Genomic DNA, 15,851 nt, shown 5'->3' with positions numbered 1-15,851 from the left:
GATTCGCCCGATTACGAATATTCCTTCACTCTCGCGTGAAACCGCATCCCGATTGTCGCGAGACAGCCGGGATGCTTTTCGGCTAATTTCCTGAACGCAAACGCCGCCCAAGACGCCTCCTGGTGGCGCCTCCTGGTGGCGGCATTGGTCAGGACCTAGTTTGCGCGTGCGCTACCTTCTAATCGCTCTGCTTCTGTTTGCCGGCGCCGTGCCGGATCGCTCAGCATCGGCCGCCCCGCTGGAGCGCGGCACCGCCATTGTCGATCCCGCGGCGTTGCGTGAACTCGACCGCGGCAAATTTGGCATCGGCCGCATGCTGCTGCCGGAGCGGTCGGCGAATATTCCGCTCACCGACAGTGAGCTCTTCGCCTTGCCGTCGATGCTGCCGGTCCGGCAGGCGGTTGACGGCGAGTTCGAACGCTACGTGGCGAGGCACCAGAAAAGCCTGCCGAATGAGACGATCGGCGTCGGCGACGGTTTTGCTTTCCAGCTATTCGACCGCGCATGGCTCTATTCCCCCGATACGCGCTTCGTGCTGGCGGGCATCGTCAACCGGATGGACCGCGCCTATGTCTCGCAAGCAGACTGCGGCGAGATCCGGCTGATCTACCGCCTGACCCGCATCAATGTGCCCGACAGCGAAGACAACACCGCCTCGCCACGGTTGCCGATGACGCTGAACCTCGTGCTGAAGGCCAGGGTTGAAGGTCAGGCGATCGTATGTTCCGAAATCGCCAGACGCTGGTTGGCCGCAGGCGACCTGGTGCTGACGGGTACCGAACTTGCTGCAAAGCTGCTGGCAAAGGACGGTCCGCTCGACCCGATTGGCTACGCCAATATCGATCGCATCGAAACCAATCTTCAGATCGCGCATGCGCCGAAATCGGCGGTTCGCGATTTCCGCACCGATTATCTGCTGAAGGTGTTTCGCTATGATCCGCAGGCGCACCTGTTTCAGGAAGCGCCGATGGAAAACCAGATCGACCGCGATCGTATTCTGGCCGACGACAGCCTGAAACGCGAGTTCAAGGCTTGGCTGCTCGATCCCCGGCATCTCGTCGAGTTCGATCGCGGCACGGCCCTGATCCCGGAAAAATTTCTCGCGCGTGGCGCGATTGCGCCGACGCCGGCCGGGTTCGATCCATCGGATCTGCAGCCGGAGTTCGGCCTGCTGCAAGGCGAGGGGGCAACCGCCAACCCCGTATTCGCCGAGGCCGACATCGTGGCGGCGCTGCGAAAGGCATCGGCTGACGGCGTGGCATTGCAAAACATCCGCTCGGTCGGAGGCTTCGAGCGCCGGCTGAACGACGTCACCTGTTCCGGCTGCCACCAGACGCGCGGCATCGGCGGCTTCCATTTCCCCGGCGTCGACTGGATGACAGCAAAGCCGTCGAATTCGACCGTGGTGCCGGCGTCGCCGCATTTCTTCGGCGACCAGGTCAGGCGTCGCGATATTCTGACCGCGCTGCGCGACGGCAGGCCGCCGGATTATTCCCGCGGCTTCTCCAGCCGCCCGCAATCGCGCGGCGGTGCGGAACTCGCAGGCACCGAATATGGCGACGGCTGGGGGGCGCATTGCTATGTCCGAAGCCCAAAGACCGCCGACAACGACCGGAGCTTCAATTCCTGGGGCTGCGCCGAGGGCCTCACCTGCCAGCCCGCCGGCAAGACCTCGCGCATGGGCATGTGCTTCGTCAAAAGCCGTTAGAACCGGCCATTTTGGCTCCACGGCGCAATTGACAGTAGGCTTACTAATCCTATTTTATGCTTCAAATTATTTCGCAGGGAAGAAGCATGGACGAGGTCATTATCGTCGGCGCCGGCATTGGCGGGCTGACGCTCGGGCTGGCGCTGCATGAGGCCGGCATTCCCTGCCGCATCTTCGAGTCCGCCGCCGAGATCAAGGCGGTGGGTGTCGGCATCAACCTGCTGCCGCATGCGACCAAAGAACTGGCCGCGCTCGGCTTGGAGAGCGCGCTGGCCAAAGTCGCGATCGCGACCACCGATGCGACCTTCTTCAATCGCTTCGGCCAGTTGATCTACCAGGAGCCGCTTGGCCGCGCGGCGGGCTACGATCATCCGCAATTCTCCATTCACCGCGGCGACCTGCAGCGGGTCTTGCTCGATGCTTTCGTCGCGCGTGCCGGGGGCGACCGGTTGCTGACCAACCGGCATTGCGTCGGCGTCGAGCAGGATGCGGCTGGCGTCGCCGTGACATTTTCCGACGGCCCGGGCGGCTCGAACCGCTCCACCTTGCGCGGCCGCGTGGCGATCGCCTGCGACGGGATCAATTCCGCGGTTCGCAAGCAGTTCTATCCCGATGAAGGCGAACCGCGCTATTCCGGAATCAACATGTGGCGCGGCGTCACCCGCTGGAAACCGATGCTGTCGGGCGCCAGCATGGTGCGCGCCGGCTGGATGTCGCACGGCAAGATGGTGATCTATCCGATCCGACCCGCGGGCGCCGACGGCAAGCAATTGATCAACTGGGTCGCCGAGATCGAGACGCCTGTCTATCGCAAGCGCGACTGGAACCGGTCCGGCTCGCTCGACGATTTCATCGGCGCGTTTTCCGACTGGCATTTCGAGTGGCTCGATGTGCCGGCCCTCATCCGCGCCGCCGATCATGTGCTCGAATTCCCGATGGTCGACCAGGATCCGCTGCCGCGCTGGAGTTTTGACCGGATCACGCTGCTTGGCGACGCGGCGCATCCGATGGTGCCGCGTGGTTCCAACGGTGCCGGCCAGGCGATCCTGGATGCGCGCGCGCTCACGACGGCGCTGCGCGACCATGCCGATCCGGTAGCCGCGCTTGCGGCTTACGAAAACCAGCGGCTGGAAGCCACCACGCGGATCGTGCTCACCAACCGCACCAATCCACCGGATGCGATCCTGCGCGAGGTGTTCGAACGCACCGGGGACCGCCCTTTCAAGACGATCGAGGACGTCATCAGCCGCAAGGAACTCGCGGGGCTGTCCGAAGGCTACAAGCGGATCGCGGGTTATTCGAAGGAAGCATTGCGCGGGTGAGAATTCCCGCAGCGGTGTCGGAAATCGAGTTAGGCTGAGACAATGCGGTCGGCAAGAACCGCGGTTCGGCGTTTTGGGGGAGAAGACGGCATGGCAGGTTCTCAGGCGCAGGGTGACGGCCCAGTCGATGTCGCCGGCGCATCGCCTGTCGATGTCGTCGGCTTTATCGACCGGCAGCCGGTCGGCGGTTTCCAGATCAAATTGCTGCTGACCTGCGCCGCGGTGCTGTTTCTCGACGGCTTTGACACCCAGGCGATCGGATATGTCGCGCCGGCACTCGCGAAAGAGTGGGGCCTGAGCAAGGCCGCGCTCGGGCCGGTGTTCAGCGCCGGACTGTTCGGCCTGATGATCGGTGCGCTGATCTTCGGGCCGCTGGCGGACCGGATCGGACGCAAGCGGATCATCATCTTCTCGACGCTGGCCTTCGGCATCGGCACGTTCGCGACGGCTTTCATCGCTGACGTCAACGCGCTGCTGGCAATCCGCTTTCTGACCGGTCTCGGTCTCGGCGGCGCGATGCCGAATGCGATCGCGATGACATCCGAGTTCAGTCCGCATCGCCGCCGCGCCACCATGGTGATGGTCATGTTCTGCGGATTCTCGATCGGGGCAGCGCTCGGCGGGCTGCTCGCGGCGGCGTTGATCCCGCAATTCGGCTGGCGCTCGGTGTTCGCCGTCGGCGGCGCAGCACCGCTGTTGCTGGCGCCGATCCTGGCGCTGCGGCTGCCGGAATCCGTGCGCTTCCTTGCGCTCACCGGGCAGGCGCCGGCGCGGGTTGCCGAACTGCTCGGGCGGATCAATCCCAAAGCCGGTTTTACGCCCGCGACACAGTTCGTCGTGCAAGAGCCGCAACTGGCCGGGATGCCGGTGCTGCATCTGTTCCGGGAAGGGCGGACGTTGCCCACGCTGTTGCTGTGGGTGGTGTTCTTCATGAGCCTGCTCGATCTCTATTTTCTGTCGAACTGGCTGCCGACCGTGCTCAACGATCTCGGCGCCTCGGTTTCCTCGGCCGCTCTGATCGGGTCGATGCTGCAGGTCGGCGGCGTGGTCGGAACCTTCGCGCTCGGCAGCATCATCGACCGCTTCTCGTTCCGCGCGCTGGCACTTGTGTATTTTGTCGCCGTATTCGCCGTCGGCGCGATCGGTCAGCTCGGTCACTCCGTCGCGCTCGTGACGGCGGCCATCTTCGCGGCCGGGTTCTGCATCGTCGGCGGCCAGATTGCCGCCAATGCGCTGGCGGCGGGATTCTATCCCACCTCCGTCAGGGCGACCGGCGTCGGTTGGGCGCTCGGTATCGGCCGGGTCGGGTCGATCATCGGGCCGCTGGTGGGCGGGGCGCTGTTGACGGCGAAGTGGAGCACCGGATCGGTCTTCATGGCGGCGGCAACGGCCGCCATGTGTGCAGCGCTGGCGGCATTCTCGCTGAGCCGGCTCGCCGGCATGAGCGGCGGCAAAGGCGCCGATCGGCCGTCATCGATTGATGCCAGGCTAGACACGGCAGCAGCAGCGAACTGAGCGGAGACCGGCGATGAGCTTTTCCGACCAGGAGAACAAAGACCGCGATCGCGAGATCGCGGAGAATGAAGCCAGGCGCGAGAAAATAAGCAGCGTTCGCGTCAGCAGCTGGGCGGTCGCGGTTACCGTCATTGCCGGTGTGGTCGTGTTTGGTATCGCCTGGATGTGGCTTCGCGGCTGAGCGGTGAACCTAGTTGGCGTAATGCGTCATTCGTTTGCCGGGTAACAGGTCGTAGGCCGGTTTCCAGCCCGGCAACTGTGCCATCCGCCCGAGCCAGGCGCTGATGGCGGGATGGCTCGCCGCCAGATCGTATCCGGTTTCGTCGGCGGGATAATGCAGATAGGCCATCATTGAAATATCCGATATCGTCGGTCGTTCGCCGATGGCGAAAGCGTTCTTCTGCAAATGCGCTTCGAGAATCGACAGAAAGTCGTCGAGCCGCCGGCGAAAATGCGCAAGCACGTGCTGGTCCGGCGTCGGCGTGAACGCGCGGTAATAGCGATAGCTCGCCATATAGCCGGTCAGCTTGTGATTGTCCCAGAACAGCCAGCGCAACAGCTCGAACTGTTCCTGCTCGGTCTCGCCGCCGAACCGACCGTATTGCTTGGCCAGTTGCAGCAGGATCGGCGCGGTCTGGGTGCGGCGCTCGCCGTCCACCTCCAGCACCGGAATTTCGCCCATCTCGTTGACGTCGCGCCGCCATTCCGGCGTTCGCGTGGCGCCGCCGGCGAAATCGGTCCACACCGGTTCGAAGCGTTCGCCGCACAGGGTCAGCATCAAGGCGAGCTTGTAGCTGTTCCCCGACTCCGGGAAATAGTGCAGGCGATAGGTGGACATGATCGGTCCTTCTCCGAGAGCTGTCAGGCGACCGCGCCGGCCGCCCGCAACTTCTTGATCGCGGCCTCGTCATAGCCGGCGTTGCGCAAGATCTCGTCGCTGTGTTCGCCGACGCCGGGCGGCTTGCGCGGCTGGACTTTCTTGCTGCCGTCGACCCAGATCGGGCTGCTGATGGTCAGCATGGTGTCGTTCTCGAACGGCACCAGCACTTCGTTCTCGATCATCTGCTTGTCGTGCGGAATGTCGTCGAGAATGCCGACCACGCCGAACACCAGCCCGTTGCCGTCGAGGAGTTGCCGCCACTCGGCGAGGTCTTTGGTGGCGAAGGTCTCGTCGAAGATCTTGATCAGTTCCAGCGACCGCGCATGGCGTTCCTTCTTGGTCTCGAAGCGCGGATCGGTGACCAGATCCTCGCGTCCGAGGATGCGCGCCAGCGTCGGCCATTGCTTGTCCTCGTTGAGCAGCGACAGAATGAGCCAGCGTCCGTCCTTGCACTGGTAGTGATTGGTGACCGCGTTCAGCGCGCGCTCGCGCGGACGCCGTTCGCCGAATTTCGCGCCGACCAGCTTGGCTTGCGCCAGCACGGAGGCGGCCCAGACGCCGTTCGCCATCAGGTTCGAAGAGACATGCGAACCCTTGCCGGTGCGCTCGCGCTTGTAGAGCGCGGTCACGATCGCGCCGTAGAACGCCATCGCACAGGGGTGGTCGCCCATGCCGGCGATCGACCGCGCCGGCGTGGTGTGTTCGTCGGCGCGCACCAGGTCCATCAGGCCCGAGCGCGCCCAATAGGCGTTAGAGTCGAAGCCGGGCTTGTTGGCTTCCTCGCCCTTTTCGCCGTAGCCGGTAAACGACGCGTAGATCAGCCGCTCGTTCGTCGGCGCCAGATGGGCGTGGGTAATCCCTAGCCGTTCACGTACCGGCGGCGGATAGTTGGTGATGAAGACGTCGGCTTCGGCGGCGAGCTTGTGCAGCACGGCCTGGCCCTCGGGCTTCGAGAGATCGAGCGCGAGGCTGCGCTTGTTGCGGGCCTCCAGCAGCCACGCGAAATTGTGTTCGCTGTGGGGGTAGCCCGGCAAGTTCGGCAGATTGCGATAGGGATCGCCGGCGCCGGGCGGTTCGATCTTGATGACGTCGGCGCCGAAATCCGACAGCACGGTGGCGGCCGCGGGGGCTGCGATAAAGCTCGCGCAGTCCAGAACCTTGAGGCCTTCAAAAATACCTTTTTCCATGGCGGCGCCGCTCCCGTGACGTTTGTTGGTTTTGTTGATTATCGCGATGAGTGATCCGGTTCAAACGCCATTTGACCCATGTCGGGGGCATGATGCAACGGGGTGCGTCAGTGTCATTCCGGGGCGATGCGAAGCATCGAACCCGGAATCTCGAGATTCCCCGGGTGCAATTGCACCCCTCAGGTCTGGTGCTAACGCACCATCCCGGAATGACGGCGTCCGAATCGCACCTACTCCCCGCCCGCCATCAACGCCGCATTGCCACCGGCCGCCGCCGTGTTGATCGTCACCGTCTGTTCGGTCGCAAAGCGCGCCAGGTAATGCGGGCCGCCGGCCTTGGGGCCGGTGCCGGACAGCCCATGGCCGCCGAACGGCTGCACGCCGACCACCGCACCGATCATGTTGCGGTTGACATAGATGTTGCCGACGGAAAGGCGATCGATCACGGCTTCGACCATATCGTCGATCCGCGAATGGATGCCGAGCGTTAGCCCGAAGCCAGAGCGTTCGATCGATTGCAGTACCTGGTCGAGCCGGTCGGCGCGGTAGCGCACCACGTGCAGCACCGGGCCGAATATTTCCTCGGTCAACTCGCTGGCATCGGACAGTTCGAAAATGTGCGGGGCGACGTAATTGCCGTCCGGGGCTGTGCCCGCATAATGCACCTTCGCGTCCTTTTTCATCCGCGCGATATGGGCGTCAAGGCGTTGCTTGGCCTCGGCGTCGATCACCGGTCCGATATGGGTTGCGGGATCGGCGGGATCGCCGATGACAAGCTCGCGCGCTGAGCCAGCGATCATTTCGATCATGCGGTCGGCGACGTCGTCCTGAAGGAACAACAGCCGCAGCGCCGAGCAGCGCTGGCCGGCCGAACGAAACGCAGAGGTCACGACATCGTCGGCGACCTGCTCGGGCAGCGCGGTGGCGTCGACGATCATCGCATTGATGCCGCCGGTTTCCGCGATCAGCGGCACGATCGGTCCGTCCTTGGCGGCCAAAACGCGGTTGATCGCGCGCGCGACCTCGGTCGATCCGGTGAAGACGACGCCGGCGATGTCGGCATGTGCCACCAGCGCGGCGCCGGTCCGGCCGTCGCCCTGCACGAGATGCAGTGCTGACGCCGGCACGCCGGCCTCATGCAACAGCCGAACGGCTTCCGCCGCAATCAGCGGCGTCTGTTCCGCCGGTTTTGCCACGACGGCATTGCCGGCCATCAGCGCGGCTGCCACTTGCCCCAGGAAAATTGCGAGCGGAAAATTCCACGGCGATATTGCGACGAAGACGCCACGGCCGCGCAACCTGAGCACGTTGCTCTCCCCGGTCGGGCCCGGCATTGCCTTGCCGTCGCCAAATTGTTCGCGGCCCTCCGCGGCATAGTAGCGGCAGAAATCGACGGCCTCGCGGACTTCCGACAGGGCGTCGTCGAGTGTCTTGCCGCCCTCGTGCTGCAGCAGTGCGATTAAATGCGTGGCGCGCTGTTCCAGCAGATCGGCGGCTTTTTCAAGCGCAGACGCGCGCCTCCCGGCCGGCGTCCGGCTCCAGGTCTTGAACCCGTCGCGCGCGGCTGATATCGCCGCATTCGCCGCTGCCGGTGTCGCATCGGCGATGCTTCCAGCTTCGGGCAACGGCTCCGCGGCGATGGTCGCAACGAGCCGGTCGAGCGTCGCGCGCTCGCCGAATTCAAGCCCGCGCGAGTTTGCCCGCTGCGGCCGGTACATATCTCGTGGCAGCGGAATGTTGGGATGCCCGGCATTGTCAGCACTGCCGATGATGCCGGCCGGACGCCGCAGCAGCGCCGTCACCGGCACGGCCTCGTCGGCGGCAAGCGCAACAAACGACGAGTTGGCGCCGTTCTCGATCAGCCGCCGCACCAGATAGGCGAGCAGATCGCGGTGGCTGCCGACCGGCGCATAAGTCCGGCAGGCGATGCCGGGGCGATCTTCGGCAAGCTTCGCATACAGCGCTTCGCCCATGCCATGCAGCCGCTGGAATTCGAATCCATCTTCGCCGCTCGCCAGTTCAAGAATGGTCGCAACCGTCAGCGCATTGTGGGTGGCGAATTGCGGAAATAGTCGCGGCCGCAGCGCCAGCAATTGCCGCGCGCAGGCGATGTAGTTCAAATCCGTCATCGCCTTGCGGGTGAACACGGGATAGCCGTCGAGGCCGCGTTCCTGCGCGCGCTTGATCTCGGTGTCCCAATAGGCGCCCTTGACGAGGCGCACCATCATCCGCCGGTTGAGGCGGCTTGTGAGATCATCGACATAGCCGATCACGGCGGATGCGCGCTTCTGATAGGCCTGGATCGCCAGCCCGAAACCATCCCAGCCCGCTAACGACGTGTCGCCGAAAGCAGCTTCGATCACGTCGAGCGAGAGTTCCAGCCGGTCGGCTTCCTCGGCATCGACGGTGAAATTCAGCTCATGCGCTCTGGCCTGCCGCGCGAGATCAATCAGGCGAGGGACCAATTCGGTCATCACGCGCGCGCGGCTCACGGCCTCGAAGCGCGGATGCAACGCGGAAAGTTTGACGGAGATACCGGGACGGTCGGGCAGCGACCGGCCGCCGGCTGTCCGGCCGATCGCCTCGATCGCGCTGGCGTAGGAATTGAAATAGCGCGCCGCATCCTCGGCCGTGCGCGCGCCTTCGCCAAGCATGTCGAAGGAATAGCGCCGATGCTGCGACGAATGCGGCTGCGCGCGCTCGAGCGCAGCCTCGATGGTCTCGCCGAGCACGAAATGGCTGCCCATCAGCCGCATCGCCTGGCGCGTCGCGGCGCGCACCGCCGGCGCACCCAGCCGCTTGGTCAGCCGGCCGATGGTTCCCTGCGGGGTCTCGCCGGGCTGGATCACGCGGGCCGACATCCCGAGCGCCCATGCCGAGGCATTGACGAGGAAGGCGCTGGATTTGGTCTCGTGATGGACGAAGTCGCCCTGGCCGAGCTTGTCCTCGATGAACTGGTCGGCGGTGCAGGCGTCGGGAACCCGCAGCAGCGCCTCGGCGAGCACCATCAGCGCCAGCCCCTCTTTGGTCGAGAGCGCGAACTCGCGCAGCATGTCCTCGACGCCGCCAAGCGGATCGTCATTGGCCCTGATGGCCTCGATCAGCCGGGTCGCGGTGCCGTCGATGCGCCGTTCCTGGGCCGCATCCAGCCGCCCGGCCTGGAGCAGGCCGGTGGCGATCGTGCGGTCATCGGGGGCGTGGGGCGCGCTGAAGGGTGGAGGAGGCGATTGCTCGTTTGACATCTGATTTTCCCAGCTCGCTCAAATCTACTGCCGCATCAACCGTAGTTCGATAGACAAATTGACGATTTACCATTAGATAATACTGCAGATACTCAGATTGGCCTGATAAATGACTGAAATTGATAAGATAGACCGCAAAATCCTCTCAATTCTTCAAGGGGATGGCCGTATTGCCAATGTCGAGCTGGCGGAGCGGATCGGGCTGTCGCCGACCTCGATCGGCGAGCGGCTGAAGCGGCTGCAGCGCGACGGCTTCGTCGAGGGCTATGGCGCCCGGCTCAATCCGCACCGGCTGGGCCTGGGGTTGCTGGTGTTCGTCGAGGTGATGCTCGACAAGACCACGCCCGACATCTTCGAGCGCTTCGCCAAGGCGGTGCAGGCGGCGCCCGAAGTGCTGGAGTGCCACATGGTGGCGGGTGGCTTCGATTACCTGGTGAAAGCCCGGGTCGCCGACATGACGGCCTATCGCCGGTTCCTTGGCGAGAGCCTGCTGGCGCTGCCGGGCGTGCGCGAGACGCGGACCTACGCCGTGATGGAAGAGGTCAAGCGCGACGCACCGCTGCCGGTCGGCTAATACCGGGACGTGATCCACAGGCGACGGGCTCGCGTATTGGCAGCGCGAAACCGCCGCGCTAATTCTCGGCCACGCCGCAGCTTGGGATTGTTGGAATGATGCAAGACGCCGATCCGCCGAGATTCGGAAATGCGCTGGCCAGGTTTTCGACCGTGCCGGGGATTGTCCTCGCTTGCCTGCTGGGCGCGCCGTCGACGGAAGCGACCGAGATGAGCCGGGAAGTCGCCGCGCTCTACAGCACGGTGTCGATCTATCCGCCCTCGGCCAATTCGATGACGGTCTGCTACGGCTTCGTTTGCCGGCGACGCGAGATCCTCGATTTCACTCCGGGCGATCGCGCGGCGCTGACGCAGATATTGAATGCAGGGCACGCGTCGGCTGCGGCCGAACGCGCCGCGGCGCAGAAGGCGGTGGTCTGGCTCGACCGCCGCATGGGGCCGATCATCGGCACCAACAAGCGGGTGGCGAAAGCGGATTTTCGCTATTTCGACGACAAGCACAATTACGATTGCTGGGACACCACCCGCAACACCACCAGCCTGTTGCTGGTGCTGCAGGAGTGGCGCCTGCTCAAGTTCCACACCGTCGGCGATCCGCATTATCGCGGCAATACGCTGGTGCTGCAGACGCCGCACAACACCGCGGTGCTGGTCGATCGCGCCACCAAGATCGAATGGGTCGTCGATCTCTGGCCGCGCGGTTATCTGCAGCCGCCCGATGTCATGACGGTGCAGAAATGGGTGACGGAAGATTGAGCGCGGTTCGCGTTGATTCGGCGCGGACCGGCCAAAAAAAATCCGTCCTGATGCGATCAGAACGGAATGGCATATTGGCCTATCGGAGTGCGCGTCAAAGCGGTGCCCGCTCCGCCGAACGCTCACAGTTTTTTCTGGAGATCCTTGTCAGCCCAACTCCCGGATCGCGTCCGAGAGTTTGCCGTTGCCGAACGCGCTGTTGCGCTAAACCTTGAGGTTCTCGGCCGAGGTCTTGCCGCGGTTGGCGATCTCTTCGTACTCGACGGTCTGCCCTTCATTGAGCGTCGAAAGACCAGCTTTCTCAACTGCCGAAATATGAACGAAAACGTCCTTGCCGCCATTGCTGGGCTGGATGAACCCATAACCCTTGGTCGGGTTGAACCACTTCACCGTACCTTTAGCCATTCACGTCGTCTCCGCGGAATCAAAAAATAAAACGAGCTGCCGGTCCCCGCACTTACCGGCCTGCCCGAGACATCAGGATACGCGGGTTGTGGCGGGCTGGGTAGCGCAAACGGCATCATCGTTTCGGCAAAAAAGCGGCATATTGCACCGCATTTCCGCCTTTTTGCCGGATTCGCGGTCATTTGACGCGGCGAAATCGCGGCAGGCGAGCCCATCCGCTTCTACCCGCAGGGGGAGAGGCGGGGTGGTGGCCTCTCCACAACCGGGCCGTTGGGGCCGGCGATTTCCGTCACCGCCGTGCCCTCCGGGCCCCGTCGCCTCAGTAATTCGCGGCGAGGTAATCGACGATCTTGCCGACATCCGCGTCATCGATCGGCGCGCCGTAGACCTTGATCATCTTGGTGACTTCGGCGGCCCAGAAATCCTTCTTGAATTTTTCGCCGCGCGGCTGGGTCTTGATGTAATCGGCGGAGTGACAGGCGGTGCAATTGCCCTGCACCACTTCGAGACCCGCACCGGGCTTGAAGGCTGAGGTTTCCTCCGGAAGCTTGTAGCCGACCGGAGCTGCGTAAGCGGCGGCGAAGCCGAGGCTTGCGGTGACGGTGAGGGTGACGAGAATCCGGTATCGCATGATCATTCCCCTCATGCCGCCGTGACGCGAACGGTTTCGACGACGTTGCGCAGATAGCCGGCGGGATTCCAGAACGCGGTCATCGGCTGCACGTCGCCGCCATTGCTGGTGGCGCGCACCTTGAGTTCGTAGGCGCCGGCCGCGAGCTTGACCGGCAGTTTCCATTCGCGGAACGAATATTTGCCGAGATCCTTACCCAACTTCGCCGGCGTCCAGGTCTTGCCGCCGTCGGTGGAGACGGCGACTTCCTTGATGCCCTTGCCGCCGTCGAAGGCGATGCCCTTCAGCGTGGTCGAGCCCGGCTTCAGCTTGGCGCCGTCGGCGACGTTGGTGATGAACGAGCGCACCGTGAAGCGGTTGATCGGAATCGTCGCCTTCGGCGCCGTGCCCGGCTCGACGCTGTTGTTGGGCGTATCCGGAATCCGGTAGGCGGATTTCATCCAGAAGCCCTCGAACACATTGTCGATCACGGTGATTTCGTTGAGATGCTTGACCCAGTAGGTGCCGTAGTAGCCGGGCACCACGAGCCGCAGCGGAAAGCCGTTCAGGAGCGGCAGGTCGTCGCCGTTCATGCCATAGGCCAGCATCACCTCGCCGTCGCGGGCGTGGTCGATGTCGAGCGCCTTGACGAAATCGGGCGTCTTGTCGCTGACCGGACCGTCCATGCCGTTGAAGGTGACCTGCCTGGCGCCCTGCTGCACGCCGGCCATATCGAGCACGGTTTTCAGCGGCACGCCGCGCCAGCGCGCATTGCCCATGGCGCCATTGCCCAATTGCCCGCCGGGGACCCGCGGCGTGGAAAAGCCGCGGCTGTTGCCGGAGCACTGGTTGACCGCGACCAGTTCGACAGCTTTCAGCTTCTTGATGTCCCTTAACGAGAGCTTGAGCGGTCGATCGACCTTGCCCTTGATCTCCAGCGTGAACTTGTCCGGATCGATGTCGTAGGGCACGTCGGCCAGATGGTAGCGGACGAAGAACGCGTTGTTGGGCGTGATCGCGCCGTCGTTGAAGATCGCGAACGGGGTTTCGAGCTGCGGCGGCCGCTCCGTCAGGCCGATCATCGGGCGCTTCTGCGGGTAGCGCACCAGCGGCCGTTCGCCATTGTCGAATGGCAGCGTCACGGTATCGAGCGCGAATGCCCGTTGTGAACCGAGGCCGGTCAGCAGCGCCGCCATACCGGCACGTCTCAGCAATTCTCGTCGATCGAACATCGTGCTTCCTCCGAAGCTTCTTCTATTTGAGCCGGTCATCACCAGACTCACGGATGCGAAGTTGTCGCATCGGAGGAGGCGGAGTCAATTGATGCTTTCGGAGTGAGCATGTCACATTAGTGTTGCAAACAAGGTTCAACGGAAAGCCCCGGCCGCTTATGTGAGCGACCGGGGTTTCCGAATAGGGCGAACGGCGTTGTGTCAGTAGCTGCAGACGTTGATGGTGCGGTAGCGGTAGCCGTACGGCGTCATCACCGGGCGGGTCACGTAGCAGCCGTCGTCGCCGCCACCGATGAAGCCGATGCCGAAGCCGTGGCCCCAGTGGTGATGATGGAAGCCACCACCGCCCCAGCCACCACCCCATCCGCCGCCCCACGGTCCCGCCGAAGCGGCAGTGGGAGCCAGCGCCATGGCGCTGAGGGAAGCGGCGGCAACAAGTGCGAGAGCTACTTTGCGAAGCATGGTCGTTCTCCTTCGATGTGCGCGTTGATCGTTTCGTCTCGGCGCGGGTTTCAGTTTCAGGGCTCAGTTTCAGGGCTCAGTTTCAGTCTTGCCCATCGCCCATCTGTCGTACGCGCCGGAAACCGGGTTCGAGGAAGCGGCATTGAATTCGCTGACAATTTCCTGAACATCCGTTCAGGTGTGAGATAGATCACGCTGGCTTCGCGCCACGCGTGGCGAAGCGATGTTACGCGGCGGCGCTTTGCTCGACCTCAACCAGCGCCGCCAGCGTCCGCGCCTCGGTCACGGTGCGCACGATCATCGGCTCGTTGCGACCGCGGATCTCGACCTGCTGCTGCGGCAGCGCATCGGCGGCGACACCCGCGGTAACGCGAACCTCGTCGGAGATAACCGCCTCGCAGGCAAGGCCCTTGGTCATGTCCTGCAGCCGCGCCGCGACGTTGACGGCGTCACCGAGCGCGGTGAACACCATGTGGTCGCGGTAGCCGATGTCACCGACGATCACCTCGCCGCCGTGAATGCCGATGCCGAAGCGGATCGGCTCGCGCAGGTCGTGCGCGAGAAACGTGTTCAGCTCGTCGACATTGGCGGCGATCAGGGTTGCCGCTTTCAAGGCCTGGCGGCAGGCTTCCTGACGGCTCGAGGAAAGCCCGAACAGCGCCAGCATGCCGTCGCCGATGAACTGGTTCGGCTTGCCGCCGCTCTCGATCACCGCCTGCGACACCGCGCCGAGGAAGCGGTTGACGATGAACACGGTGTCGAACGGCAGGCGCTTCTCCGCCAATTTGGTTGAACCGCGCATGTCGACGAACATATTGACGAGATAGCGTTCCTGGCCGATCCGCGCCGGGTTCGACGCCTGCGCATTGGCCGACATCGTGTGCGGCAGGAACAGCTGGAAGAACGAGAGGTCGGCGTTCGGTCGCAACTGGCAGGCGAGGCGGATCGATGGATCCGTGGTGCCGACCCGCCCGAGCACGAATGCCTCGCGCTGCGACGGTTCGGGCAGTGCGCTACAGTCGCCGATGATACGGATGCGGCAGGTGGAGCAGCGGGCGCGGCCGCCGCAGACGCTGGCATGCGGGACGTTGTTGCGCAGGCTGGCCTCGAGCACGCTCAACCCCCTGGGCACCCGCACCGTCCGGCCGTTGCCGTAGGAAAGGCTGATCATGCCGCCGCGGCGTTCATAGAGGGCGCGGGCGCCCTTGCCCAGCAACACGAGCCCGATCAGGCCGAGATAGCCGATCAGGAAATAATCCGTGACGCGATCGAGCACTTGCGCCTGGGGTCGCGTGCCCATCGCGCGTTGCGACAGATTTTCCTGCCGCCATTCGAGGCTGTCGCTGTTCATGACGTCGCGCCCGCCCTGATAGAGACCGAGCAGCGAGAGCGTCGGAACCAGCACGGCGACGGCGAGCAGATACGGCGCTGCCTTCTGGTAGAACGCCTTCATCCGCAGCCAGAAGTGCAGGCCGATGCAGGCGTGAACCCACGAGACGATCAGGACGGCGCTCAGCAGCCAGGCCTTGTAGGGCGTCGATATCCAGTACGCGAAGAAGACCTGCGGGTAGAGCTTTTCCTGGCCGTACAGCGTGTGGCCGAGCCGTACCCCGATAATATGCGCGACCACCATTGCCGGGACGCTCAAGCCGAGCACGAGCTGGATCGGCTCGATCGCCTTCCAGCGAAACTGCCGGCGCTCGTAGAGCGCCCAGATGCCGAGCGCGGTGTGCGCGAAACAGGAAGTGTAGAACAGGATCGCCACCGGCAGGAATTGCCAGAACAGCATATGGAAATAGACGCCGGTCGCCAGCGCCTTCATCGAGATATTGCCGAGCGCGTGGTTGAGAAAATGGCTGACCAGATAGGCGAACAGCACCACGCCGCTGGCAAGCCGGACCTGCCGGAGGCTGGTGCCGCGGATGAGTGTCATGAGCTGTTGGCGGCTCAATTTTGGCA

General features: G+C 64.0%; 14 protein-coding genes. 6 read left to right on the top strand and 8 right to left on the bottom strand.

Annotated features, from left to right (window positions below):
* Positions 1 to 166: 166 nt before the first annotated feature.
* The 4 genes from FFI89_RS28755 to FFI89_RS34615 all read left to right on the top strand — a co-directional run bounded on the left by FFI89_RS28755 (position 167) and on the right by FFI89_RS34615 (position 4,726).
* Positions 167 to 1,708 (top strand): hypothetical protein, encoded by a 1,542-nt coding sequence (locus FFI89_RS28755; protein WP_246669286.1) that lies wholly within the window; start codon positions 167 to 169, stop codon positions 1,706 to 1,708.
* A gap of 86 nt (positions 1,709 to 1,794) precedes the next feature.
* Entirely contained in the window at positions 1,795 to 3,030 is a 1,236-nt protein-coding gene (locus FFI89_RS28750; protein ID WP_138830891.1) for a flavin-dependent oxidoreductase, read from the top strand.
* 90 nt (positions 3,031 to 3,120) lie between these two features.
* Positions 3,121 to 4,545: an MFS transporter gene (locus FFI89_RS28745; RefSeq protein ID WP_138830890.1), complete on the top strand. Its 1,425-nt coding sequence runs from the start codon at positions 3,121 to 3,123 to the stop codon at positions 4,543 to 4,545.
* A gap of 13 nt (positions 4,546 to 4,558) precedes the next feature.
* On the top strand, positions 4,559 to 4,726 hold the full coding sequence (locus tag FFI89_RS34615; protein ID WP_168213086.1) for a hypothetical protein: 168 nt from the start codon (positions 4,559 to 4,561) through the stop codon (positions 4,724 to 4,726).
* A 9-nt stretch (positions 4,727 to 4,735) separates the two neighbouring features.
* On the opposite strand, the gene FFI89_RS28740 is transcribed toward FFI89_RS34615, so the two are convergent.
* The 3 genes from FFI89_RS28740 to putA form a co-directional block, all read right to left on the bottom strand.
* A complete protein-coding gene (locus FFI89_RS28740; protein ID WP_138830889.1) occupies positions 4,736 to 5,383 on the bottom strand; it encodes a glutathione S-transferase family protein in 648 nt (215 codons plus the stop codon).
* 23 nt (positions 5,384 to 5,406) lie between these two features.
* Positions 5,407 to 6,612: a CaiB/BaiF CoA-transferase family protein gene (locus tag FFI89_RS28735; RefSeq protein ID WP_138830888.1), complete on the bottom strand. Its 1,206-nt coding sequence runs from the start codon at positions 6,610 to 6,612 to the stop codon at positions 5,407 to 5,409.
* A gap of 230 nt (positions 6,613 to 6,842) precedes the next feature.
* Positions 6,843 to 9,854, bottom strand: a complete 3,012-nt coding sequence (gene putA, locus FFI89_RS28730) for a bifunctional proline dehydrogenase/L-glutamate gamma-semialdehyde dehydrogenase PutA (RefSeq protein ID WP_138830887.1) — start codon at positions 9,852 to 9,854, stop codon at positions 6,843 to 6,845.
* Positions 9,855 to 9,963: 109 nt separating this feature from the next.
* On the opposite strand from putA, the gene FFI89_RS28725 reads away from it, so the two are divergent.
* Positions 9,964 to 10,428, top strand: coding sequence for an Lrp/AsnC ligand binding domain-containing protein (locus FFI89_RS28725; protein ID WP_138830886.1), 465 nt, complete (start codon positions 9,964 to 9,966; stop codon positions 10,426 to 10,428).
* Positions 10,429 to 10,523: 95 nt separating this feature from the next.
* A complete protein-coding gene (locus FFI89_RS28720) occupies positions 10,524 to 11,183 on the top strand; it encodes a hypothetical protein (protein WP_371721938.1) in 660 nt (219 codons plus the stop codon).
* A 204-nt stretch (positions 11,184 to 11,387) separates the two neighbouring features.
* On the opposite strand, the gene FFI89_RS28715 is transcribed toward FFI89_RS28720, so the two are convergent.
* The 5 genes from FFI89_RS28715 to FFI89_RS28695 form a co-directional block, all read right to left on the bottom strand.
* On the bottom strand, positions 11,388 to 11,588 hold the full coding sequence (locus tag FFI89_RS28715) for a cold-shock protein (protein WP_027539571.1): 201 nt from the start codon (positions 11,586 to 11,588) through the stop codon (positions 11,388 to 11,390).
* 319 nt (positions 11,589 to 11,907) lie between these two features.
* Positions 11,908 to 12,219, bottom strand: a complete 312-nt coding sequence (locus tag FFI89_RS28710; protein ID WP_168213085.1) for a cytochrome c — start codon at positions 12,217 to 12,219, stop codon at positions 11,908 to 11,910.
* Positions 12,220 to 12,230: 11 nt separating this feature from the next.
* Positions 12,231 to 13,430, bottom strand: a complete 1,200-nt coding sequence (locus tag FFI89_RS28705) for a molybdopterin-dependent oxidoreductase (RefSeq protein ID WP_168213084.1) — start codon at positions 13,428 to 13,430, stop codon at positions 12,231 to 12,233.
* Between the two features lie 201 nt (positions 13,431 to 13,631).
* Entirely contained in the window at positions 13,632 to 13,892 is a 261-nt protein-coding gene (locus FFI89_RS28700; RefSeq protein WP_138830883.1) for a hypothetical protein, read from the bottom strand.
* Between the two features lie 226 nt (positions 13,893 to 14,118).
* Positions 14,119 to 15,825 (bottom strand): adenylate/guanylate cyclase domain-containing protein, encoded by a 1,707-nt coding sequence (locus FFI89_RS28695; RefSeq protein ID WP_246669285.1) that lies wholly within the window; start codon positions 15,823 to 15,825, stop codon positions 14,119 to 14,121.
* Between the last annotated feature and the right edge of the window lie 26 nt (positions 15,826 to 15,851).

The organism is Bradyrhizobium sp. KBS0727, from assembly GCF_005937885.2.
Lineage (GTDB): Bacteria > Pseudomonadota > Alphaproteobacteria > Rhizobiales > Xanthobacteraceae > Bradyrhizobium.
Note: the sequence above shows the minus strand (reverse complement) of the source record. Positions and strands in the feature narration are given on the sequence as shown.